The sequence below is a fragment of the Candidatus Pelagibacter sp. uisw_138 genome, assembly GCF_059512485.2.
Genome location: NZ_CM183453.2, coordinates 1,015,941 through 1,041,849 on the forward strand (window position 1 = coordinate 1,015,941; position 25,909 = coordinate 1,041,849).

At 25.7% G+C, this 25,909-nt stretch carries 20 protein-coding genes; 3 read left to right on the forward strand and 17 right to left on the reverse strand.

Features of this window, described 5'->3' with window-relative positions:
• Window positions 1-21: 21 nt before the first annotated feature.
• Window positions 22-1,410, forward strand: a complete 1,389-nt coding sequence (gene fumC / locus AC5YGC_RS05500; protein WP_496139227.1) for a class II fumarate hydratase — start codon at window positions 22-24, stop codon at window positions 1,408-1,410.
• Here the strand turns inward: fumC and AC5YGC_RS05505 are convergent.
• A complete protein-coding gene (locus tag AC5YGC_RS05505; protein WP_496139228.1) occupies window positions 1,398-2,858 on the reverse strand; it encodes a hypothetical protein in 1,461 nt (486 codons plus the stop codon). The two genes, fumC and AC5YGC_RS05505, sit on opposite strands and share 13 nt — an antisense overlap.
• 44 nt (window positions 2,859-2,902) lie before the next feature.
• Here AC5YGC_RS05505 and AC5YGC_RS05510 point away from each other — a divergent pair, with 44 nt between their 5' ends.
• A complete protein-coding gene (locus tag AC5YGC_RS05510) occupies window positions 2,903-4,939 on the forward strand; it encodes a UvrD-helicase domain-containing protein (RefSeq protein WP_496139229.1) in 2,037 nt (678 codons plus the stop codon).
• A complete protein-coding gene (locus tag AC5YGC_RS05515) occupies window positions 4,936-6,630 on the forward strand; it encodes a M24 family metallopeptidase (protein ID WP_496139230.1) in 1,695 nt (564 codons plus the stop codon). Before AC5YGC_RS05510 ends, AC5YGC_RS05515 begins: the two co-directional genes overlap by 4 nt.
• On the opposite strand, the gene ligA is transcribed toward AC5YGC_RS05515, so the two are convergent.
• From ligA to rsmH, 16 genes are all read right to left on the reverse strand, one after another.
• Window positions 6,613-8,643: an NAD-dependent DNA ligase LigA gene (ligA, locus tag AC5YGC_RS05520; protein WP_496139231.1), complete on the reverse strand. Its 2,031-nt coding sequence runs from the start codon at window positions 8,641-8,643 to the stop codon at window positions 6,613-6,615. The two genes, AC5YGC_RS05515 and ligA, sit on opposite strands and share 18 nt — an antisense overlap.
• 1 nt (window position 8,644) lies before the next feature.
• Window positions 8,645-9,493, reverse strand: coding sequence for an outer membrane protein assembly factor BamD (locus AC5YGC_RS05525; protein ID WP_496139232.1), 849 nt, complete (start codon window positions 9,491-9,493; stop codon window positions 8,645-8,647).
• Window positions 9,494-9,531: 38 nt separating this feature from the next.
• Window positions 9,532-10,452: a UDP-3-O-acyl-N-acetylglucosamine deacetylase gene (gene lpxC / locus AC5YGC_RS05530; RefSeq protein ID WP_496139233.1), complete on the reverse strand. Its 921-nt coding sequence runs from the start codon at window positions 10,450-10,452 to the stop codon at window positions 9,532-9,534.
• Window positions 10,453-10,517: 65 nt separating this feature from the next.
• Window positions 10,518-11,627: a cell division FtsA domain-containing protein gene (locus AC5YGC_RS05535; protein WP_496139234.1), complete on the reverse strand. Its 1,110-nt coding sequence runs from the start codon at window positions 11,625-11,627 to the stop codon at window positions 10,518-10,520.
• Window positions 11,627-12,304 (reverse strand): cell division protein FtsQ/DivIB, encoded by a 678-nt coding sequence (locus AC5YGC_RS05540; RefSeq protein ID WP_496139235.1) that lies wholly within the window; start codon window positions 12,302-12,304, stop codon window positions 11,627-11,629. Before AC5YGC_RS05540 ends, AC5YGC_RS05535 begins: the two co-directional genes overlap by 1 nt.
• Entirely contained in the window at window positions 12,285-13,199 is a 915-nt protein-coding gene (locus tag AC5YGC_RS05545; protein WP_496139236.1) for a D-alanine--D-alanine ligase, read from the reverse strand. Before AC5YGC_RS05545 ends, AC5YGC_RS05540 begins: the two co-directional genes overlap by 20 nt.
• A gap of 1 nt (window position 13,200) precedes the next feature.
• Window positions 13,201-14,109 (reverse strand): UDP-N-acetylmuramate dehydrogenase, encoded by a 909-nt coding sequence (murB, locus tag AC5YGC_RS05550; protein WP_496139237.1) that lies wholly within the window; start codon window positions 14,107-14,109, stop codon window positions 13,201-13,203.
• Window positions 14,109-15,503: a UDP-N-acetylmuramate--L-alanine ligase gene (murC, locus tag AC5YGC_RS05555; protein WP_496139238.1), complete on the reverse strand. Its 1,395-nt coding sequence runs from the start codon at window positions 15,501-15,503 to the stop codon at window positions 14,109-14,111. Before murC ends, murB begins: the two co-directional genes overlap by 1 nt.
• Window positions 15,493-16,563, reverse strand: coding sequence for a glycosyltransferase (locus AC5YGC_RS05560; RefSeq protein WP_496139239.1), 1,071 nt, complete (start codon window positions 16,561-16,563; stop codon window positions 15,493-15,495). Before AC5YGC_RS05560 ends, murC begins: the two co-directional genes overlap by 11 nt.
• Window positions 16,564-17,688 carry an FtsW/RodA/SpoVE family cell cycle protein gene (locus tag AC5YGC_RS05565; RefSeq protein WP_496139240.1) on the reverse strand — a complete coding sequence of 375 codons (1,125 nt, stop codon included), beginning with the start codon at window positions 17,686-17,688 and terminating at the stop codon, window positions 16,564-16,566.
• Window positions 17,685-18,980 carry a UDP-N-acetylmuramoyl-L-alanine--D-glutamate ligase gene (gene murD / locus AC5YGC_RS05570; RefSeq protein ID WP_496139241.1) on the reverse strand — a complete coding sequence of 432 codons (1,296 nt, stop codon included), beginning with the start codon at window positions 18,978-18,980 and terminating at the stop codon, window positions 17,685-17,687. The genes AC5YGC_RS05565 and murD overlap by 4 nt, the downstream gene beginning before the upstream one ends.
• Complete coding sequence (gene mraY / locus AC5YGC_RS05575; protein ID WP_496139242.1) at window positions 18,980-20,065, reverse strand: phospho-N-acetylmuramoyl-pentapeptide-transferase; 1,086 nt, start codon at window positions 20,063-20,065, stop codon at window positions 18,980-18,982. Before mraY ends, murD begins: the two co-directional genes overlap by 1 nt.
• Window positions 20,055-22,901, reverse strand: coding sequence for a bifunctional UDP-N-acetylmuramoyl-L-alanyl-D-glutamate--2,6-diaminopimelate ligase MurE/UDP-N-acetylmuramoyl-tripeptide--D-alanyl-D-alanine ligase MurF (gene murF / locus AC5YGC_RS05580; RefSeq protein ID WP_496139243.1), 2,847 nt, complete (start codon window positions 22,899-22,901; stop codon window positions 20,055-20,057). Before murF ends, mraY begins: the two co-directional genes overlap by 11 nt.
• A gap of 7 nt (window positions 22,902-22,908) precedes the next feature.
• Window positions 22,909-24,594: a penicillin-binding transpeptidase domain-containing protein gene (locus tag AC5YGC_RS05585; RefSeq protein ID WP_496139244.1), complete on the reverse strand. Its 1,686-nt coding sequence runs from the start codon at window positions 24,592-24,594 to the stop codon at window positions 22,909-22,911.
• Window positions 24,581-24,889 carry a cell division protein FtsL gene (locus AC5YGC_RS05590; RefSeq protein WP_496139245.1) on the reverse strand — a complete coding sequence of 103 codons (309 nt, stop codon included), beginning with the start codon at window positions 24,887-24,889 and terminating at the stop codon, window positions 24,581-24,583. Before AC5YGC_RS05590 ends, AC5YGC_RS05585 begins: the two co-directional genes overlap by 14 nt.
• Window positions 24,886-25,896 carry a 16S rRNA (cytosine(1402)-N(4))-methyltransferase RsmH gene (rsmH, locus tag AC5YGC_RS05595; RefSeq protein ID WP_496139246.1) on the reverse strand — a complete coding sequence of 337 codons (1,011 nt, stop codon included), beginning with the start codon at window positions 25,894-25,896 and terminating at the stop codon, window positions 24,886-24,888. Before rsmH ends, AC5YGC_RS05590 begins: the two co-directional genes overlap by 4 nt.
• Window positions 25,897-25,909 lie beyond the last annotated feature (13 nt).

Genomic DNA, 25,909 nt, shown 5'->3' on the forward strand with positions numbered 1-25,909 from the left:
TTATTAATTATATATTAATCAATGAAATTAAGAAAAGAATTTGATAGCATAGGAAGTATCAACGTACCTAGTAATAAATATTGGGGTGCATCAACTCAAAGATCTAAAAAATTTTTCAATATTGGAAAAATTTTAGTTAATATTTCCATAATAAGATCTATTGCAATTATAAAAAGATCAGCAGCATTAGTTCACTTTAAAGAAAAACAGATCAATAAAAAAATTACCAATTCAATAATTAAAGCTTCAGATGAAGTTATTAACGGAAAGTTAGATGAAAATTTTCCTTTAAAAGTTTGGCAAACCGGCTCTGGCACGCAAACTAATATGAATGCTAATGAGGTGATTGCAAATAGAGCAATTGAGATATTGGGTGGAAAAAAGGGTTCAAAAAAACCTGTTCATCCAAATGATCATGTAAATAAATCTCAATCAACAAACGATGTTTTTCCAACAGCTATGCATATATCTGTTGCTCAAGAAACTATATCAAAACTATTACCAAGTTTAAAAATTTTAGAAAAAGAATTGGCAAAAAAATCTAAAGAGTTTAAAAATATTATTAAAATTGGTAGAACCCATTTACAAGATGCAACACCACTATCTCTTGGGCAAGAGTTTTCAGGTTACCAAGTACAGCTAAAAAAATGCATTGAGAGAATAGAGCTTGCACTTAAAGAAATATATTTTCTAGCACAAGGTGGAACAGCTGTTGGGACTGGTATTAACTCTAAGAAAGGTTTTGATAAAAAAATTGTTAAAGAGATTGCCAAATATACTAAGATTCCTTTTAAACCAGCTCCAAACAAATTTGCAGAACTTGCGGCTCACGATTCTATTGTGAATTTTTCAGGTACACTAAATACTTGTGCTGTTGCATTAATGAAAATATCAAATGATATAAGGTTTTTTGGTTCAGGACCTCGTGCTGGATATGGTGAATTAATATTACCAGAAAATGAACCTGGTTCATCTATTATGCCAGGAAAAGTTAATCCTACACAATGTGAGGCAGTAACAATGGTTTGTGCTAAAGTAATAGGCAATCATACTGGAATTACAGTTGCTGGATCCCATGGACATTTTGAATTGAATGTATTTAAACCAATGATTGCTCATAATATACTTCAGTCAATAGATCTTATTTCAGATAGTACTAAAAATTTTGCAATTTATTGTGTTAATGGAATAAAAGCTAACAAGAAAAAAATTAAGGAGCATCTAGATAACTCCTTAATGCTAGTAACAGCGCTAGCACCGCATATCGGATATGATAATGCGGCAAAAATTGCAAAGATGGCTTTAAAAAATGGCACGACACTTAAACACGAAACTCTTAAAACAGGTCTTGTAGATGAGAAAAACTATGAGAAAATTGTAGACCCTAAAAAAATGATCTACCCCTCATAAAGACCTATTAGTTCGTTTAATAATCTTCTGCTTTTAGTTAAATTATTAGAATTATTATTATTGAAACCTTCAACTATATTTAGGAACTGATCACTCACTTCATCATCATCTATTTTAATATTTTTAAATGTAATTTCATTACTCAAAAAATCATAAATTATATTTAGTTTAATATTTTTAATATTTTTAATATTTTTTCTTAATTTCTTACTTGTGTTTAAAAAAGAAAATAATCTATCAGTATTTTTAATATCTATTGATAAATTAGCAGCTAAAATTAATTTATCATTTTCTAAAAATAAATTGCTATTAGAGACTTCCATTAAACCAATATTGTTGTTGATAAATATCGAGTTGTCAAAACTTATTTTACCATTTAAAATCCTTAACTCTAGTTTAGCTTCATTAAAAATTTCATCTTTTTTTGTAGATTTAATATTTACTAAAGTGTGTACACTAATATTTTCATTAAATAATAAACCTGATGTAATAAATTCATTCATGATAGAATTTGATGCAAATAAATTAGAAATTTTATAATTATTTAGATTAATTTTTAGATTTAGATCAAATGGATTTATTGCTAGCTGTCCATTATAATCTATTTTATAATTATAAACTTTGGAACTATCTGATTCAAATATTACTATTTGATCGTTAATATTGTATTTTGTATTGATAGATGTACTTAAAATAGAAATATTATTTATTCCACTACTTAAATTTTCATCTATTTTAAAAGTTTTATTTATAATTTTCAGTTTAAGATCAGGAGACCTTATCTCAATTTTTTTTTTTAAATTAAATAGATCTTTATATTCTAATTTAAAAGGTATATTGAAGACCTCACCTTTTAAATTAAATAGATTAAGTAAATTTTTCTCATCAAAAAATAAAAATGCATTTGAGATTTTAATAATTGAAATTACTTCATTTAAATTGTTCTTGAAAAAAATATTGCTATTATTAATTTTAATTTTTTTTTTAGAAAATTTATTTTCACTTTTTTTATAAAGCATTTTAAAATTATCTTTTAATAAAGAAAAATTTGCTTTTTCAATAACTACTTCGTTTATTCTAGTGCTATCTTTATTAAAAAAATTATTTTGACTAATAAAAACATTTAATATTTTAATTTCTGCTAAAGGAGTTTTACTGTCTTTAATTAAATAATGAGGCTTTGGTAAAATACGATACGAAATATCAAATGAATTGCTTATATTTATATTAAATTCATTACTTAATTTGGTTACAATTTTATTTTGTACCCAATTTTTGTCATATAAAAGAGGTATTGATAAATAAAAAATGTAAATAAATAATACAGTAATAATAGCTATTATATATTTACTAAAGTTGCTGACATGAAACTTATCATTTGTTTTATTCTCAACTTTGAATATTGTCTTTTTAACAAAGTTATTAAAGTTTTTAACAATTTTTTTCATAAATCTTGTTGAAATGTTAAATATCTTATAATGAAATTTAAAAAATGATAAACTCTGAATATTTAAACAATCTAAATAATGCTCAAAAAGAAGCCGTTTTATATCTTGATGGACCATTACTAATTGTTGCAGGAGCCGGATCTGGAAAAACAAAGGTTCTCACCTCAAGAATTGCTCATATAATCAATGAAAAAAAAGCCTTTCCAAACCAAATCTTATCAGTGACTTTTACTAATAAGGCTGCAAAAGAAATGCAAAACAGAGTAAGCTCTATATTAAATTCTGAGGCTATAGGGCTTTCGTGGCTTGGGACCTTTCACTCTATATGTGCAAAGCTTCTCAGAAAACATGCAACTGCAGCTGGATTAACTTCTAATTTTACAATTATTGATACAGATGACCAGGTAAGATTAATCAAGAATATATGTAAAGCTGAAAATATAGACATAAAGCAATTAGCCCCAAAGTTTACTCTTTCAATAATTGATAGATGGAAAAATAAAGGGTTCTATCCAGCTGAAGTCGTTATCAATAAAAATGATATTTTTGAGAGAACTATACTACCTCTTTATAAAATTTATCAACAAAAATTATTAGATTTAAATGCATGTGACTTTGGAGATTTAATTTTACATGTGGTTAAAATCTTAGAAAAAAATCAGGACATAAGAAATATTTATTCAAATAATTTTAAATATATACTTGTGGATGAATACCAAGATACTAATTATATTCAAAGTAAGTGGCTTAATCTACTCTCAGAAAAACATAAAAATCTGTGTTGTGTTGGAGATGATGATCAATCCATTTATAGTTGGCGTGGAGCAGAAATAAAAAATTTCTTAGAATTTGATCAAGTGTATAAAAATTCAAAAGTAATAAGATTAGAAGAAAATTATCGTTCCTCACAAAATATATTATCTGTTGCTTCAAATCTTATAGCTAACAATCAAAACAGAGTTGGGAAAACTTTAAAGACAACCATGGAGGAAGGAGATCTTGTAAAACTTAATTGTTTTAAAAATGGAAAAGACGAAGCAATAGGAGTTTCTGATGAAATTGAAAAAAAACTTAAAAAAAAATATTCTTTTAATAATATTGCTATTTTAGTTAGGGCTATTTTTCAAACAAGAGAGTTTGAAGAACGATTTTTAAAAATTGGTTTACCATATAGAATTCTTGGTGGTACTAAATTTTATGAAAGAGCAGAAATTAAAGATTGCGTTGCCTATTTAAGATTAATTCACCAGCCAAAAGATGATTTGGCATTTGGTCGAATAGTGAATAATCCTAAAAGAGCAATTGGTGAAAGTACCATAAAATTAATACATGAATTTTCAAAAGAGAACTCTGTTAGTTTAGAAATTGCTTCAAAAAAATTAATTGAAGAAAATTTAATTAAACCCAAGACTAAAATTGGTCTTAGCTCTATTTTATTTCTCATGGATAAGTGGAGAAATGACATCAATATTAAAAAGATTAACCATGTTAAATTATTACAATTAGTTTTAGATGAATCAGGTTATTCAAGTATGTTAAAAAATAAAAAAGATCTAGAAAATGAAAATAAACTTGAAAATATTAAAGAGCTTTTGAGTGCAATGAAAGATTTTGATAATTTGGAAAATTTTCTAGAACATGTCGCTCTTGCTACCTCGGTGGATCAAGATTGGGACGGTGAAAAAGTTAACATGATGACAATGCATGGATCTAAAGGACTTGAATTTGACGTGGTTTTCTTACCAGGCTGGGAAGAGGGTCTTTTTCCACACCAAAAATCTATTGAAGAAAAGGGTCAAAATGGGCTTGAAGAAGAAAGACGATTGGCTTATGTGGGGATAACGAGAGCAAAAAAAAAAGCACTTATATCTTTTGCTATGAATAGGTTCTATCAGGGAAATTGGATAGACAGTATGGCTTCAAGGTTTATTGAAGAGCTACCAGAAAAATTTTTAGAAAAAAATTCTTTTTTTGATGATTCTAAAGACAACGAGGATGACTTTGAGTTTAATCAAGATTTTGAGATCGAAGAAGGAACAAGAAGTCCCGGATGGATAAGATATCAAAAAAGAATTAAATGATTATAAAAAAAATAAAAATCTTAAAAAGCAAATTTAAACATCATAACATTGATGGTTACATTATTCCAAAAAATGATGAGTATTTTTCTGAATATGCAAAAAATGACAGGTTAAAAAATATTACAGGCTTTTCAGGTTCAGCAGGTTTTGCAGTAATTTTAAAAAAACAAAATTATTTATTTGTTGATGGAAGATATACTATTCAAGCACATCAACAATCATCTAAAAATTTTAAGATAATTGAAATTCATAAAAAACTACCTCATACAATTATTAGAAATTTTAATTTAGGTTACGACCCAAAACTATTTACATCAAAATTAATTAGTAAATACTTTATAAATAATAACTTAATTTCTATTGATCAAAACTTAATTGACCCAATATTTGGATTTAAAGAAAAACATACAAAGCCATTTTATTCTCTGGATAAGAAAATTGTAGGTGAGGCTTATAGGTCTAAAATTTCTAAAGTTGCACGATTTCTTAAAAACAACAAAGCAGATTATTGTTTTATTTCTGCGCCAGAAAATGTAGCTTGGCTTTTAAATATACGTGGATATGACAATCCAAATAGCCCAATTGCAAATGCTAGATTAATATTAGATAAAAAAAAGGAATTTTTTTTAATAGCAAATGAAAATAATTTAAAAAATCTCCTCTTAGATAAGAAAATTAAAAAGAAACAAATTTTATCAATCAAGTCACTTCCACAATTTTTAAATAATTTAAAAGGTAAGAATTTTATTATTGATAATAAAACCTGCTCAATTTTTTATGAAAAAATAATTAAATCAAAATTTAATATACTTAAATTTGATGATCCAATTTATGAACTAAAATCAATCAAAAATTCTAGTGAAATAAAACATATGATTGAAGCTCATAAAAAAGATGGCCTAGCATTAACAAGATTTATTTATTGGATTAAAAATATTAACAAAAAAAAAATAACAGAAGTATATGCGCAAAATAAATTAGAAAAATTTCGAAAACTAAATAAAGATTATTTATTTCCAAGTTTTGATACTATTGCTGGTGCTGGTTCAAATGGTGCAATTGTTCATTATAGAGCTAATAAAAATACAACTAAAAAAATTGAACAAAGAGACATTTTATTAGTAGATTCTGGTGGGCAATATCATTATGGAACTACAGATGTTACCAGAACTATTTCATTCTCAAAACAAAACAAATTTATCAAAAATGCTTATACAAACGTATTAAAAGGTCATATTGCCGTTGCCTTAACAAACTTGAATAATGATAATACGGGAAAAAAAATAGACATAAAAGCTAGAAAATTTTTAAAAAAAGAAGGTCAAGATTATGCCCACGGAACAGGACATGGAGTTGGTTTTTTTTTAAATGTTCATGAGGGACCTCAATCAATTTCAAAACATAATTCTATAAAAATAAAAAATGGAATGATCCTAAGCAATGAACCTGGTTTTTATAAAAAAAACTACTTTGGTATTAGGATTGAAAACTTAATTTATGCTAAAGAAACCAAAAGTAACTTTAATTTTGAAAACCTTACACTTGCTCCTTTAGAAAAAGACCTAATTAACTATGAACTATTAAATAAAATAGAAAAAAACTATTTATTTAAATATCATTTAAATATTTATTCAGAATTTTCTAGTTTGCTTAATAAAAAAGAAAGAAAATGGTTAGCTACTCTTATTTAACATTTTTAACCATTCTGTTTGATTTATAACTTTTATATTCCAATCTTTAGCTGTATTCATTTTTTTTAGAGTTGGTTTTTCTCCAGCAATTAAATAATCAAGTTTTTTATTAACGTTACTAATTATTTTTCCTGAATTTTGTTCTATCAATGATTTTGCTTCTGCCCTGCTAATTCCATTTAACTTTCCAGTTAACATAAAAGTTTTATTTTTTAATAGTCCATTATTATTTATTAAAATTACATCTTTGATTAATAAATTTTTTTCTAGTTCAGATAGCATTTTAAGATTAGTTTTATTTAAGAAAAATTTTTTGATTGACTGAATTTGTGTAATCCCAATTCCATCAATATTAGATAAATTTTCAATATTATTTTCTTCTGATAACTGAAAGAAATTAGATGATGTTTTGAGGTGTCTTGCGATAAGCTTCGCATTTTCTTGTCCTATATGCCTTATACCTAATGAATAAATAAATCGCTCTAGAGAAACATTTTTTTTTTCTTCAATTGAAAATTTTAAATTAGCAACTGATAATTTTCCCCATCCTTCAAGTTCTTCTATTTTATCATAATTAAGCTTAAATATATCCTGTGGAAGTCTAACTAATTTTAAGTTCCAAAAATTTTCAACAATTTTCTTCCCAAATCCGTCTATATTAAATGCATCCTTAGAAACAAAGTGTTTAATTCTTTCTATGGCAATTTTTTCACATTCAAACCCCTCACTAGCACACCTTCTTACAGCATCTTGTCTTTTAGTTATCTCATTATAATCTTTAATTGTTTTGCTTCCACAAGATGGGCACTTTAGAGGAAAAATAAATTTTTTTGAGTTTTGTTTTCTTTTTTTTAAATCCACTAAAACTACATGTGGAATTACATCTCCAGCTCTTTCAACGGTCACTGTGTCTCCTACTCTTATATCTTTTCTAACAATTTCATCTTCGTTATGAAGTGTTGCATTTGAAACTATTACTCCCCCTATATTAACTGGTTTAATTTTTGCAACTGGGGTAAGTGCACCTGTTCTACCAATTTGTATTTCAATATTCATAATTTCTGAAATTGAGCTATTGGCTGAAAACTTATGTGCTATCGCCCATCTGGGTGCATTAGCTGCAAAACCCAATCTTTTTTGTAAGTCAAAATCATTAACTTTATAAACAATTCCATCTATATCAAATGCCAACTCTTTTCTTTTTTCCTCTAATTCTTTATGATTTAATATTAAATTTTTAACTCCAATAATCTTTTTGTTAAATGGGTTTGTTTTAAAGCCCCATAATTTTAAGTTTTCTAAAAAAATTGTTTGATTATCAATATTCATTTTTTTTTCATAGCCATATGTATACGCAATAAATTTTAGTGGAATTTTTGCTGTTATTAATGAATTTTTTTGTCTTAGTGATCCAGAAGCGGCATTTCTAGGGTTTGCAAACTTGTCATTAATTTTTTTAAAATCATTATTTTCTATAAAAACTTCACCCCTAATATCTATTTCATTAGGGAAATTGCTCTTGGTAATTTCTAAAGGTATATCCTTAATTGTTTTTAAATTTTGCGTAATATCCTCTCCCTCATTACCATCTCCTCTAGAAAGTCCTTTAGTTAGTTTTCCTTTGATATAAATTAAGGATGCAGATATTCCATCAATTTTTGGTTCAGCACTATATTCAATTGAATTTGTATTTTTTAAACTTAGGAAATTAACTATTTTTTTTTCAAAATTTTTTAAGTCTTCTTCATTAAAAGCATTTCCAAGTGACAACATTGGAACTTTATGTTTTACTTTTTGAAAATTTTTTGATGGTTTAAATCCTATAGATTTAGTTGGAGAATATTCACTTTTTAAAAATTTATATTTGTTCTCTAAATCTATTATATCTTTTTTTAAAAGATCAAATTTCTGATCTGATACAATGGGTTTGTCTTTATCATAATAATGTTTATTATATCTTTGAAATAAATCAATTTTTTTTAGGTATTCAATTTCAAGATCTTTATCATTCATTTTACTCGAATAATCCCTTAAATCTTTTTATTAGACCTGTCTTTTTCTTTTTATCTTTTTGTAACTCTTTTACGCTATCTCTATAATCTTTATTAAACACTTTGTAAGAATTTTTATACCAATCAGAAGATTGATAATTATATCCTAAAGTGTTTGCATATTTTTTTGACTCATCAATCAACCCAAGTCTATAATTAATCTCAACCAATCTATGAAGGGCTTCTTCTGTATAAATGGTTGTATTGTAATCTTTAACAACTGTCTTAAATCGATTTAATGCTGGGATCCACTTAGTTTTTTTTAAATAATATCTAGCTATGTACATCTCCTTTGCAGCCAAAATTTCATTAATTAAATTTATTTTAAATTTAGCATCCATGGCAAATTCTGTACTAGGGTAATCTCTAATTATAGTTTCGAATTGCTCCTTAGAATCTAGTATTGATTTTAAATCTTTTTTTTCATCAACTATTTGCTCATAAAAACTCATAGCCAAAAGAAAATGTGCGTAAACTTTATCTTTATGGTTTGGATAAGTTACCAGATATCTTTCTAACTCATAAATTGCATCACTGTAATAATCTTGAGTATAATATGCGTAAGCTGCCATAATTGCAGATTTTGCTGCCCAGGGTGACTGTGGAAATAACAACTCAGCTTCATTAAATTTTTTAGCTGCTAATAAAACATCTCCTCTTTGAAGTTCAAAATAGCCCTCTTTGTATGCATTAGACATTTGCAATTCCATATCTACTTCTACAATTTCAGATATTTTTTTTGTTTTATCTCCACAAGACCCAATAAAGATAAAGGTGATTAAAAGAAGTATAATTTTTAATTTTGAAAGCATTGTCTTATTCTAACAGATTATGAATAAAACTCTATTTTTTAAGCTATAGATCTTAGGTGACTCTTATTTATGAAGGTATTTGGCAAATGTTTTTCCGTAATCTCTATTAATGAAAAATTTTCGTTTTGTTGAAAAACTTTTCTCAATAATTGGTTAGTTAATTTATGTCCTCCTCGAGAACAAACAATCTTTCCAATTATCTTATAACCAGTTAGATATAAATCCCCCATACAATCTAAAATCTTATGGTTTACAAATTCTTTTTTATTTCTAAGGCCTTCTTTATTTAAAATTTCATTGTCCTTAACAACTATTGCATTCTCAAGGCTACCTCCTTGAGCTAATCCCATTTCTTTTAGCTTTTTAATATCCTCAAAAAGACAGAATGTTCTTGAATTATAAATATCAGTCAAATCTGACTCAAATACACTTACCAAATTTCTTTGCGTTCCAATTAAATCGTTTTCATATTTTAGCTCAAAATCTATATCCAAACTAACTTTGCTTGGCTCTATAGAGATTGTTTTTTTTCCATCTGTAAATTCGATTCTTTTTTCAATTTTAATTATTTTTATTGGCGCTTCACTATTTTTTATTCCAGCTTTTGATATTTCTTCAATAAAAAGTTTTGCTGATCCATCAAGAATTGGCACTTCTTGATTATCAATCTCTACTAACGCGTTATCAATTCCTAAACCATATAATGCTCCCATTAAATGTTCTATTGTTGATATGCTAACTCCACTTTCATTTGCTATGGTTGTACAAAATACTGCGCTACTAACATTAAAAATATTAGGAACTATTATATTATTTTCTTTTAAATCAACTCTTTTAAAAAGAATTCCTGAATTTGGTTTTGCTGGCTTTACCGTCATAGTTACATTTGCTCCACTATGAAGCCCAACACCTTTAAAGGTAATATCTCTATTGATAGTTTTTTGATTAAGAATAGACATTATTATTCTTATAAATAATTGATTTAAATTTAGAAAAACAACAAATGTTACAAGAAAATACTAGTCTATTTGAAAAAATGAAAAAGTTTTTCAAAAAAACCTTGTTTTATTTGTTTTTTTGGCACAACTACAACCTCTTGTTTGTCATATATTTTTCTTAGTTTGTAACCAGATTGACAAACATCTCCTAGGGTTTCCTCTAAAAAATCAATATCCTTAGAAAATGAAATTTTATCTTTAAATTTATTATCTAAAATTTTTGATCCTTCTCCCATCAATATCATCTTAGATTGAGTCTTTATCTTGGTATTTGAGGCAAGAGATTTATCACATAATTCCAAAATCTCCTCTGTTCTAGCAAAAGCTATTTTTTGCAGCATTTCCAAAGAAAAATTTGGATTATCAACTTGTGAGTTATTTTTTTCAAAATTTAATTTAAGTTTTTCTGCTTCGTTAATATCAATCTTTAAAAGTAGAGAAATATCTTTAGTAATATGATTTCCACCTATTGGCAGAACGTCCATAAAGATTAATTTATCATTGTTAAAGGAAATAATTGATGTTTTTTTAAAACCAATATCTATGAAAGATACCTTTCCTGTTAAATTTAAATTATTTTTATAATTGATTGATTTTGCATAACTAGAGCAAATTATTTGATCAATTGATATATTTAATTCTGAAAAAATATTTTTAAAGCTAAGCACTAACTCACTTGGAAGGCAGATAAAAACAATATCTAGTGATATGAATTGGCAATCAATTTCATCTGGTAGCTCAGAATAATCAACATTATCAATTTTATAATTATTTATAATTATGTGTACAATATTATAATCTGAATAATATTTTTTTACTTGCTGTTTCGCTTCTTGAATTAAAAATAAAATATCATCTTGTCTTAATTTCAGTTCTTCAATTTTTTTAAATACAGAAATTCCAACAGAAATTGTTTTTGAACTATCTATCATCAAATTTATATTATCAATATATTCATTTGTGGATTTTTCTAGTGATGCAACAATTTTTTGAATATCTAATTTAAAATTAAATTGATCTGTATAAAAATTACTCTCAATAAAAAAAGGATTGTTCTTGCTTTCTTCATTAAATGCACCTGCTCTTATTTTTGAAAAGCCACAGTCAATTATTGTTTGAAATTTTTTGTCACTCATTACTTGATAACCAAATGATTTTTTATTCTCAAATCAATAAATTTATAATCTTTAAAATTATCATTATTGATAAGTTTCTTAGATAAATTTAATGACGCTACAATATGTTCTTGTGGTAGCTTAATCAAAATATCCTTATCAGTTAAAATATCCCACCTACGTGATGGGAAAAAAGATAATTCTTTTAAATTTGAAAAAGAAAACATAGATTTTTCAATATTTTTTTTAAATGACAAAAAATCATGAGAATTAAATTCACCAAAGATGTATGGGAGTAATTCATTGTTACTTTTATCTTCAATTAATTTACCATTAGCACCTACTAGATATTGACTATTATTAGAAACTCGAGCAATAAATTTAGTTGGATTAATTTCAATGTTAAGTGTTGATGGGTAAATTTTTTTTATATTAAACTCTTGTATAATATTATGTTTTTCTAAAATCTCTCTTATTTCATCTTCGCTAATGACAAATATACTTTTGTATAAAAGGTTATTAAGGTTATTTAAGATCTCTGAATTTTTTCTCTCAGAAAGACCTGTAATATTAATTTTACTTATTAATGAAGATAATTTTTTTTGATCTTTTATAAACTTTGCACTAGTAGTGCTTAAAATGAATAAAAATAATAAATAAATTATTATCTTATTTTTTTTACTTTTTGATTGATGCATCTTTTAGAATCCATTCAATTAATTTTATAAAGCTTATACCTTTATGTTTTGCTATCTCAGGGACCAATGAAAGTTTAGTCATTCCAGGCTGAGTATTTATCTCTAGTAAATAAAACTTCCCTTTAAAAAATTTAAAGTCCGATCTCGTAACACCTCTACAGCCTATAATTTTATGAGCTTCTCTTGCTATGCTAGTAATTTTAGCTAGATTGTTTTTGCTCAAATCTACAGGAATTAAGTGCTTGGTCTTAGCGCTAGAATTATATTTTGCCTCATAATCATAAAACTTTCTTTTAGGCTCAAGTTCAATTGCACCAAGTGCTTTATTATCCATTATTGCGACTTGGATTTCTCTACCTGGTATAAATTCCTCAATTAATATTTCATTATAACCTCTTAAAGCATTTAGATTTTTTATTATATTAGTCTTGTCACAAATATATACATGAACGCTAGACCCTTCATTTATAGGTTTTGCTACTACAGGGAATTTTAATTTTTTTTCAATTAATTTTATAATATTAAATTTATTTTTTTTATGATCAAATTTAATATATTTTGGAGTAAGTATTTTATTTTTTATAAAAATTTTTTTTGAAATTTCTTTATCCATTGCTATAGATGATGCAATTATACCTGAGTGCGTATATGGAATTTTTTTGGTCTCTAAAATCGTTTGAATGTATCCATCCTCACCAAATTGTCCATGTAGCGCATTAAAAATACTATCTGGTTTAAATAAAGTAATATCCTTTGATAGATTTTTATCAGGCTCACTATTTAAAACCTTATATCCATTTTTGATTAACTCTTTGGCAACTTGTTTTCCAGTATCTAAGCTAATTAGGCGTTCCTTGGATATACCACCTGATAATATTAAGATTTTTTTTTTCATTTTATTTTAAAATTTTAATTTCTTTTTCTAATACTATTCCAGTTTTTTTTTCCACACTTGTCTTAACAAATTCAATCAATTTATTCATATCTTCAAAACTAGCATTATTTTTATTTACAAAAAAATTACAGTGCTTATTTGAAATATGAGCATCTCCAAAGCTGATATCTAGTGCTACAGATTTTTTTATCAATTCCCAAACTTTTTTATCGGTTTGATCAATTGGATTCTTGAATGTACTGCCACTTGTTTTTAATTTTGTTGGTTGTGCATTATCTTTCTTTTCCTTTAATTTTAAGACTTCTTTTTCGATTTCTTTTTTATTTTTTCTTGATCCTTTAAATGATGCACTTAAAAAAATTAAGTCCTCTTTTAAATCATTACTTCGATATTTGAATATAACTTTACTCGCTGGTATTGTTAAAATCTGTCCATTTTTATCAATTGCTTGGATTGATACTAGCACATCTTTAAACTCTTTATTGAAACATCCAGCATTCATCTTTAGTCCCCCACCTATAGTACCTGGTATGCATGCTAAAAATTCAAATCCACCTATTCCATTATTCAGTGCAAAATCAGAAAGCTTTTTATCGAGACAGGCACAGCCTGCTATTATGACATCATTTGGTAATATGGAGATATTGGAAAAATTTTTTCCTAACTTGATAACAACACCATCAAATTTTTCATCACTTATAAGAGTATTTGAGCCCGCACCTAAAATATGTACTTTTTCTTTTTTTCCAAATTTTTTTAAAAACAAAATTAAGTCAGGCAAACTATCCGGTCTAAAGTAAACTTTGGTTTGTCCACCAATATTAAACCAATTGCTCTTTTTTAAGTCATAATCAAAGTGAATTTTACTACTAATTTCATCTGAAAATTTTCTTATTTCTTCAATGCTCATTAGATCAATTCTGGTAATTGTCTCATCCATGTTGAAATTGTGCCTGCACCCATACCAACAACTATCTTTTTACCAAAAATAGTATTTTTAATAAATTTTGCTAATTGATACTGATCCTCAATCATAAACAATTTTACTTTTGAATTTTTAATAATATCTTTTGCAAAATTATTATATTTAAAACCTAATTTTATTTTTTCTCCAGCTGTATATATAGGGCATAATATTACAACATCAGCTTTTTTAAATGATAAGCTAAATTCTTTTTTAAGATCTTTTAGTCTAGAAATTCTGTGTGGTTGAAATATACAAATCACTTCTTCCTTCTTATAAGCAGCTCTCACACCATTTAACACTTCTCTAATTTCAGTTGGATGATGGGCATAATCATCATAAAAATTAGTTTCTCTATGTGTAAAAATTTTATTAAATCTTCTTTGAACACCTTTAAATTCTTTTAACCCTTTTTTGATAATATTTTGTGATATTCCAATTGTTAATGCCACACCTACTGCTGCTGTAGAGTTTCTAATATTGTGAATTCCTAAAAGTGGTAATTTAATTTTTCTTATAGTTAAATTCTTTTTTCCTGGCAAATTTATAGCTAAGTCATATTGAGAATATTCTTTTTCTTGTTTTATATTTTTAATACAGAAATGTGATTTATGGTCAATTCCATATGTATAATAATTCTTCATTTTTAATTTACTTAATAAATCTTTATTATTTTTGTCATCTATACAAATAAAAGATTTCCCAAACGAGGGGACTTTATTGATAAATTTAATAAATAATTCTTTAAGATCTTTCATTGAATTATAAAAATCCATGTGCTCACGATCAATATTTGTTACTATAGAATAAGTAGGTGGCACATGTATGAAGCTACCGTCTGACTCATCAGCTTCTAATATACACCAATCACTTTTACCTAGTTTTGCAGAATTTTTTATTGCATTAAGGACTCCACCGTTAATGATAGTTGGGTCCAATTTTGTCTTTGAAAATATTGAGGCCAATAGAGACGTAGTTGTTGTTTTCCCATGTGAACCTGTAACAACTATATTTTTTGTTAAAGAGACTATATTTGCCAACATCTCTCCTCTTTTATAAACAGGTAGTTGTTTTAGTTTAGCTTCAATTAATTCAGGGTTATTATTTTTAATAGCTGATGAAATGACAACAATTGTTGCTTTTGCTATATTTTTTTTAGTATGGCTAATTGTAATTTTGATCTTATCTTTTTTTAATCTTTCAATATTCTTATTTGCATGGACGTCGCTACCCTGAACATTAAACCCCATTCTTTTCATAATGAGTGCAAGGCCACTCATTCCAATACCTCCTATACCAATAAAATGTATAATTTCAGTTTTAGCTAATTCAATTTTCATTAATAACAGATATAATTTTCAGATTTATATTATTCCATGTGTTTTCATAGTTAAAATCTTTCATGTTCTTTTTTTTAGCAAGATATTCTTCTTTATTATCAATAATATTAATTAATTTATCGAGTAATATTTTCTCATCTATTTCTTTTTGATTTAGCAACCAATTGAAGCCAAGTTTATTATAAAAATAAGCATTTTCAAATTGATGGTTATCTTTTGCGGTTGGCAAAGGTATTACTAAATATGGAATCTCGGTAAAATTTAACTCAGCTAAAGTTGAAGCACCTGCTCTAGTAATGCATAAATCTGTTTTTTGCATAAAATTTATAACATCATCATTAAAATTGAATAATTCACAATTAATATTGTTATTTTCATAATTTTTTTTAAAACTTTCAAAGTTAATAGAACTAGTTTGTTGATAAATTTTTAGTTTATATTTTTTAGATAATTTGATAATTGTATTTTTTACTAAATCATCAAATATTTTAGCTCCTTGACTACCACCAATTATAAGTAAATTAATTGTATCTAAGGAGTTATTACTATCTCTCTTGTCATAAAAATTTTTTCTTAATAATGCTGGAATTACTTTAATTTTATTTTTAAATTTAATAGGAAATTTTTTAACATTATTAGAATAACAAAATATTTTTTGACAGTAACTTATAAAGAGCTTGTTTGATCTACCTAAAACCATATTTGGTTCAAATAACAACAGCTTAATATTTAAAATTTTAGCGCCTAGGCATAGAGGTAGTGACATATATCCACCTGTCGAAATTAATATATTAATTTTATTTTTTCTTAAGAAAGAAATAGATTTGAAAATCAAAATTATCATTAAAAGAAAATTAAATGGCATTATTAATAAATTTTTTGAAATTGGCCTCACATTAAATATCTTTAAATTGTACTCATCTTTGTTTAAAAATTTGACACCCCTAAAGTCAGATGTCATATAAACATCAAAATTACTCTCTAGATGTTTGTATATTATGGTTGCAGGTATAACATGACCTCCTGATCCACCGGTGCTAATTAGTATTTTTTTATTCATCTAATCAATTTTTCTTTTTGTTAAATTTAAAATTATTCCAGATAATATAGAAACTCCTACAATTGAAGAGCCCCCATAACTTAAAAATGGTAATGTCATTCCTGTTGTGGGAAATAGTCTTATATTCACCCCAAGATGTATTAATGCTTGAAAAATTATTAGGCTTATTGCTCCAGTTAGCACTAGTTTAATTTTTTCACTTTTTTCTAAATAAATTTTTTTAAAAACAGAGTAAATTAAAAACAAAAATAAAATTAATAACAATATTATTGCAATAACACCAAACTCCTCAGAGATAACTGAAACTATATAATCAGTATGAGCCTCTGGAACTCTTGTTTTTAAGGTACCTTCTCCTATTCCTTTACCAAAAAACCCACCACTACTGATTGCTTCTATAGCCTTATCGGATTGAAAATTATGGGTTCCTCCATCAGGGTTAAAGAAAGAAAGAATACGACTTTTAATATAAATAAATTTTGGGATAAAAAAAACCACACATAACAAGGCTACAATAGCAAAGCTTATAAATAATAAAATGAATAGTAGGTTTATGCCAGATATGAAAACTAATATTGCCCAAGATAAAAACACTAAAAGTGTTTGACCGATGTCAGGCTGCATTATTAATAGTAAGCAAATTGGGATAATGGCAATAATAGTCAATAAATACTTGATATAAATATTATAATTTTTTTCACTACATAAAATTGTTGCTACGAAAATGATTATAAATGGTTTTAGTAATTCAATTGGTTGAAATTGAGGAAGAAAAAAAAGATTTAACCATCTTTTTGATCCTTTAACTTCGGTACCAAAAATTGGTACTAAAAATAAAAAAAATAAAATAATAAAAAAAAGATAAATAGAGATTCTAAAAAGATTCTTTTCACTTAGAGAAGAGAAAAATACTAAAGTTACCAACCCAATGAAGATATAGGTTAAATGCTTAAAAAAGAAAAAATAATTATTTGTATCTAACTTATCAGAAGCAATTAATGAAGTTGAAACTAAAGAAAAAAATAAACCCAAGCTAAATAGAAATATTATCAATAAAAAAATTGTTTTATCTATATTTTTCCACCAGTTATAATATACTGAATTGAGCGAGCTAATATTTATCATTTTATATAATTTTTTATAAGTTTATTAAAATATTTGCCTCTTTCTTCAAAATTTTTAAAACTATCAAATGATGCAGAGGCTGGACTAAAAAGAATTGTTTTGTTAATAAAATTATTTTCATTTTTAATATCTAAAAAAATCTTAGCAATTAAAGTCTCTAAATTTAAAAATGATTGAAACTCCATCTTGTTTTTTAATTGATTAATAAAAAAAATTTTATTTTTTCCAAAAATATATAGCTTGATCTTTTTACAATCTTTTTTTTTAAGTAAAAATTTATCTCCCTTTTTAGGTAAACCACCTATTATCCAATAAATATTTTTTAATGATTTCAATAATTTTTCTGATGAAGAAAAGCTTGTGGCTTTAGAGTCATTAACAACCTTTAAAAATTTAGAATTATGAATTATTTCTTGTCTAAAACTTAATCCTTTAAAATTTTTTAATGTTTTTAATAGCAGGTTATTATCTAAATTTAATAGCTTTGAAACCTTTAGTACAAATGTCAAATTTTCTTTATTACCATCTGTATCAAAATAACAATTATCAATTTTTTTAATAAACTTATCACTTGTATATTTTTCTATTTTCAAAATTGATGGTGCAAATTTTTTTTGCTTTATTTCTCTTTTAATGTAAAAATTTTTTGTATTTAAAATCGCAATATCATTTTTAGATTGATTCTTTATTAACTTAAATTTAGCACTTACATATCTATTTATAGTCTTGTGTCTTTCGAGGTGATCTGTTGTAATATTTAAGATTATAGATATATTTGTCTTAAATAACCTGCTATATTCTAGCTGATAAGATGAAGCCTCTATTATAAATAGAGTGTCTTTTTTGATCTTTTTTTCCATTAAAATTGGATTGCCTATATTGCCAACTAAACGAACATCTTTTTTTTGATCTTTTAATATATCGTACAAAAGCTTAGCAGTAGTTGACTTTCCATTTGTACCTGTAATAGTTATTTTTTGATTAAAAGCATATCGACTATAAAAAATATCTAAATCTGTATAAATTTTTTTATGATTTTTTTTTAAAAATTTACTTAATTTGCACTTATTAATATCTATTCCTGGACTAATTATAATGTAGTCAAATTCATTTTTAATTATTTCTTTGTATGTTGTGTGAGTATTTTTAATTTTTTTTTTAGTAATTATTCGATCATCAAATAAACTAATAACATTATTTTTTTTTAAAAAACTGTAAGTGGATAGACCACTTTTACCTAGACCATAAATCAATATTTTTTTTTTAAAAAAGCTTTTTTCTAGATTTAACATTATCTAAGTTTTAATGTCGCCAATCCAATCATTGCTAAGATTATTGATATAATCCAAAATCTAATTACAACCGTTGATTCTGCCCATCCTTTTTTCTCAAAATGATGATGTATAGGTGCCATTCTAAAAATTCTTTTACCCGTTAACTTAAATGAAAATACTTGAATTATAACTGACACAGCTTCTAGTACAAATAATCCACCTGTTATTGCTAAAACAATCTCATGTTTAGTAATAATACCAATTGCCCCTAAAGATCCACCTAATGCTAATGAGCCAGTGTCACCCATAAATATTTTAGCAGGTGGTGCATTGAACCATAAAAATCCCAAACAAGCTCCTATGATTGATCCACAAAAAACTGAAACTTCTCCCATACCTTCAAGATAGGGAATATTTAAATATTCTGAAAATACAATATTACCAGTAACATAGCTAATAAATGCAAAACATGCTGCCACTAATATGACTGGCACTGTCGCTAAGCCATCTAAACCATCTGTTAAATTAACTGCATTAGATGATCCAACAATTATAAAAATAGAAAATGGAATAAAAAACCATCCAAGATTAATAATTAAATTTTTAAAAAAAGGAAAATACAAGTTTGTAAGTTCGATATTTTGAGATAACTGAGTTAAACCAAAAATTCCAACAAAGGCTATTAAAATTTGAGAAATAATCTTAAATTTGAATGATACACCAGATGAATCTTTAAACTTAATTTTTTTATAATCATCATATGCACCTAATACCCCAAACCCTGTTACAATAAATAACAAAAACCATATATGATAATTTGATAGATCTCCCCAAAGTAATATTCCTGAAAATAGTCCAAGTAAAATTAAAACACCCCCCATTGTTGGCGTTCCAATTTTCTTAACTATATGTTCAGTAGGACCATCATCTCTAATTGGATTTAAAATTTTTCTTGCTGAAAAAAATTTAATAAAAGGTGTACCTATCAATAAGACTACAAACATTGATGTAAACATTGCAAGCCCTGTTCTAAATGTTAAATACTTAAATACATTTAGAAAGCTATATTGATCAATTAATTGAGTTATAAGATTATAAAGCATTAAACTTACTAGTTATTAATTTGTTAACTAGATTGTTAAGTCCAGTAGAGTTTGAACCCTTAATCATTAAATAATCATTATTATTTAAATCATTTTTAATCAAATCAATTATTTTAGACTTATCTTCCAAAATGACACCTCTACGGCTCTTATCAAGGTTTTTATAAGTATGCAGAATATGTTTGCCTACTACATTAATATTTTTAAGAGAAGTTTTGTTAATATCTTTACCAGCCTGTAGGTGTAGCTTCTTTGAATAATTTCCTAACTCCAGCATATCACCCAGAATTAATTTTTTTTTAGACTTATCAATTTTTAATTCGTCAAAATTTTTTATAGCAGATTTTAATGATAACGGATTAGAGTTGTAACTTTCATCTACAATATAAATATTCTTTTTATTAAATTTAACTTTTGTAATATCTCCACGACCTTTTGCTATCTCATAATCAAAAAATATATTTTTATCTAATTTTTGTATATCTTTAAAAATTGATATAATTACAATTGCCGCTAATAAGTTTTTTAAATTATTTTCAAAAATTGATCTTACATAAAAATAAGTTTGTTTTTTATTAATATTTACAAATATTTTATATTTATATTTTTCTTTAACTATTTTTTTTAAAAAAATATTTGCTGATTTATTTTTTAAACTAAATGTAAGAACATTTATGTTTTTTTTCTTAGCAATATTTTTATGCAAATTATAAAATTTATCATCTCGGTTTAAAACAAGATATCCATTTATTTTTATATTATTAATAATTTCTGACTTTGCTAAAGCTACTTGATAAATATTTTTAAAATTCTTAATATGTGCATAAGAAATATTTGTAATAACACCAACATCAGGTTTGATTATTTTTGATAAATAATCAATCTCATTTTTTCTATCCATTCCAATCTCAAAAATACCAAATTTATCATTTTCTCTTAGATTAAATAAACTTAGCGGTACTCCAAATTTATTATTAAAAGATTTAGGTGAATATGTTACATTACTAATCTTGCTTAAAGTTTTTCCTAACAATTCTTTAAGAGAGGTTTTTCCACAACTGCCTGTTATAGATATAATTTTACTAGATAAGTTTTCTCTTAGTTTAGATGAAGCCTCTGTTAAAAGTTGTAACGTATCATCTACTATAATTTTTTTTTTAGTTTTTTTTTGATTGTTAGCTATTACTAATGATGCACCATTTTGGAAAGCTTCGTTAACATATAAATTTCCATCTTTATTATTTCCTTTTATTGCAAAGAATATGTCATTTTTTTTTATTGTTTTAGAGTTAATTGATGCATCGTTTATTTTTATATTAGGATTAATTTGAGGAGAGTTGCTAATCTCTTTTAAAATATTTATTTTAAGATTATTTGAAAGAATTTTATTTTTTAATTTAATATTTTTTAGTATTTCTAATTTATCAGAAAATTTATTTACAAACTTTCCATAATCTTGCATATGTTCATGACCTTTGCCTGCAATAACTAAAATATCGCCAGTATTTAAATCAAATATAGCCTTATGAATAGCCTTAGACCTGTTTGAAATCTCAAAAACTTTTGATTTATCAACGGTTTTTTTAATAGCTAATCTTATCTTTTTTGGATTTTCATCTCGTGGATTATCATCAGTTAAATAAACTTTGTCACAATATTGATTGGCTATTTTTCCCATCATGGGTCTCTTATCTTTATCTCTATTACCGCCACATCCAAATACAATGAAAATTCTTTTATTTTCAAATTGTTCTTTCAAATTAGACAAACAAGTATTTAATGCATCGGGTGTATGAGCATAATCTAAAATAACTTTTGATTTATTTTTTAAAGTTCCAACTTTTTCAAACCTACCACTTACTGATTTTACTCTTGAAGCTAATTTCACTATTTTATCAAATTTTAAATTACCTTTATTAGCAGCAAGCATTGCCATAAATAAGTTTTTTAATTGAATTCTACCAATTAAATCTGTTTGCAATTTGTAATATTTTTGATTGTGTGTAATTTCAATTATTTGTTTATCATCCTTAAATTGATGTGAAAAAATATCTATTCCATTATTACCTTTTGATAAAACTTGAAGATTAAATTTATTATTTAGCGATATTTTTTTTAAATTTTTATATTCTGGAATCTTACTATCAGTAATGATGCTTCCTTTAGGTTTTAATAACTTCTCAAATAGATACAATTTCGATTTAAGATAATTATTAAATGTTTTATGATAATCTAAATGGTCATGAGATAAATTTGTAAAAATTGCAGTATTAAATTTCAATCCATCAAGTCTATTTTGCTTTAGTCCATGACTAGAAGCTTCCAATATAACATTGTCAATTCTTTGTTTTTTTAAATCATTTAATATTTTACTTAATCCAATTGAATCTAATGTGGTATTAGAAACATTCTTTAAATTATTTTTTGTCCTAATTCCCAATGTTCCAATAGAAGCTACTTTTTTATTGCTTAAGTTTAGTATTTGAAAATAAAAATCTGCAATTGATGATTTTCCATTTGTTCCTGTTACAGCAATTAAATTGTTAGGTTTATTTTTTTTTATCTTATACGATAATTCTGATAATAATTTCCTAACATTTTTTGATCTTAAAAATAGTACTTTATTTTTAATACCTTCAAATTTTTTTTCAGAAATAATTATTGTTGCTCCCTTTTCAATCGCATGATTAGTGAATTTATTTCCATCTGATTTTGACCCTTTAATTGCAAAAAAAATATAATCCTTTTTACAATCTTCACTGTTAAAACTAAGGCCAGCAAACTGATGATTTTTAAATTCTTTTTTAATATTTTTGAGGAAGTTACCAATCAACATATAAGTATTAATCTTCCATATGTTTTGTGGCCAAAATAGGCCCAATTTTTTCTATGATTTTTCCAGCTACTTCTACAGATGTCCACCCTGCTGTATTAAATGGGGTTCCTTTATATGAACCTTTTTTATTTTTATATTCATATACATAATTTGATGATGTTTTCGGCTCATCTAGTAAAACTATTAGCACATATTTAGGGTTAGAGACGGGAAAAATACCCGCAAATGTATTAACTTTTGCTTTTCTTGTATAACCTCCAGCTATAGATTTTTCAGCCGTTCCAGTTTTTCCACCAACTTCGTAACCCTTGATGTTTACAAGTCCCGCTGTGCCTTCTTTAGTGGCTACAATTTTTCTAAGTATCAGATTTATTTTCTTTGAAATACCCTCTTTAATTATTCTTCTTTTTTTTTGAGAATCTTTTAATTCTTTTTTTATTAAACTTGGCTCAACTTCAAAACCACCGTTTGAAATGATTGCATACGCTTTTGCCAACTGTAATGGAGTTGTAGTTATTCCATGCCCAAAAGACACAGTCGCAAGTTTGCATTTTCCCCACTTAAATGGAATAGGCTCACCAACTTCCTCTATGTCAAAATTTATTTTACTTAGGATTCCAATTTTTTCTAAAAAAGCTTTTAATTTAGTAATTTCTAATTTTTGTCCAATTCTTACAGACCCTATGTTTCCAGATCTAATTAAAATTTGCTCTACAGTGAGATCAGATGGTATTCTATTATTGTATTCTCTAATTGGCTTACCCGCACAATAGATTGTTTTTGGTAAATCTAAAAACTTAGTATCTATATCTATTAAACCTTCCTCTAATCCAGCTGCTACAGTAAAGATCTTAAACACAGAACCTAATTCATATACTCCTTTTGTTGCCCTATTAATAAAGTTAAGATCAACTATCTTCTCTCTTTTATTAAGATCAAAATCTGGATATGAAACCATAGATATAATTTCTCCATTATTAACATTCATTAAAATTGCCGCACTACCCTTGCTTCTAAATATAGATTGAAACTTTACTAATTCTTCTCTAATTAAAAATTGTATATCAGTGTCTACAGTTAATTTAAGTGGTTCGTTTGTTTGTTTTAATTTTTCATTAAAAGATTTTTCAAGTCCTGATATACCTTTATTATCATCATCTATTTGACCAATAATATGACTAAAGAGATTTTTTTGAGGATAAATTCTAGTTAGCTGCTCTTCGGGTCTAATTGATTTATCCCCCAAGGACATTATTTTTTGATAATTTATTGAAGATATTTTTTTTTCGAAGTTAAAAAATTTATTTTTGTTAAGTTTTTTTTCAACTTCAACATAATCTTTCTCAGGAAAAATCCACTTTAAATTAATTAATAATTTTTGTTTATCTATTACTTCTATTGGGCTGATACCAATATCAATCGAGCTAACAGTTTTAACCAAATAATTTCCATTTCTATCAATTATATCTGCTCTATAATCTTTTATACTTGGTGCATAATTTGTCTTAACGTCTAACTTTAATGAGCCTAAATGAAGCAATTGTATTGAATAAATTACTGAAATTATTAAGAAAACAAAAAAAATAAAGGCTATTCTATTAAATTGTATATCTAAATTTGTTTTACTTTTTTTATATGAAAATTCATTTTCATATTCTTCTAGAATAATATTTTTTTTATTATTCATTTCCACTCTTGCTTATTAAGTCCTTTATTTCTAAATTTTCCTTATTTTCAGTGATTTCTTTAATATTCATAATTTCAATTTTAATTAAATCTTTTTCAAAATATTGTGTCTGATATTGAACTAATTTTTCAGGGGAGCTTAAATAATTAAACTCAAGCAGCACATCTTCAAGTTCTGATTTTAAAGGTCTTATGTTTTCATTGATTACAAAAATTTGATCTTCCATTTCTTTTGTAGAATTTTTAACAAGTGATGTGATCAGTATTAATACAAAAATAACAAATAAAACTAATTGTTTCATAGTTTTTTTGACAAATTCTCAATGTCAATTAAATGTTTAAATTTATCTAAGATATCTGTTTCAAAATCAAAAAAGTCTTCTTTTTTAATTACATAACGTAACTTGGCTGATCTAGAGGGTGGATTTTCTCTAATTTCTTTATCACTTGGTACTATTGGCTTTTTTATAACAGATTTAAATAAATTTAATTTTTCTTCAGTTTTTGGCATATGTCTTGAGACACTTTTATTTTCAGACAAACTTTTAAAAAAGTATTTAACAATTTTATCTTCTAGAGAATGAAATGTCACAACTGCAATAACACCATCTTTTTTAACAACTTTAGCTGCATTAATTAATCCATAAATTAGTTCACTAATTTCTTTATTTACAAATATTCTTAATGCTTGGAAAACTTTAGTTGCACTATGTGTCTTATAATTTCTTTTTCTTTTCGAAGACTCTATAATTCTAACTAGCTCTTCTGTTGTGATTTCTCTTTTGGATCTGTCTTCAACGATATTGTGTGCTATTCTTTTACTGTCTAATTCATCACCAAAATATTTAAATATCTTTGTAAGTTCTTTTTCATCTAATTGATTAATTGCTTCTTTTGCTGAAAAATCATTTATACCCATTTTCATATTAAGTTCACCTACAGCATCAAATGAAAGACCTTTTTTTGGGTCTTTAATCTGATTCAATGAATACCCTAAATCAAAAATTACAGCTTTGATATTTTCATCTTTTAACTTTAGATTATTTAATTGACTAAATTTTATATTTTTAAATAACAGCCTATCTTCAAAACTATTTTGAAGTTCTTGAGCTTTTTTAGAGCTCTCAGAATCTCTATCTAATGCAATTACTTTTGTTGCTGGGAAATTTAGTATTTTTTTTGTGTATCCGCCTTGACCGAACGTACAGTCAATAAATGTGCCACCATATTGAGGGGTAATAATGCTAATTATTTCACTTAGCAATACTGGATAATGATTTCTCACATCTGGTATTATGGTGGCTATCATTTATTTTTTTGAA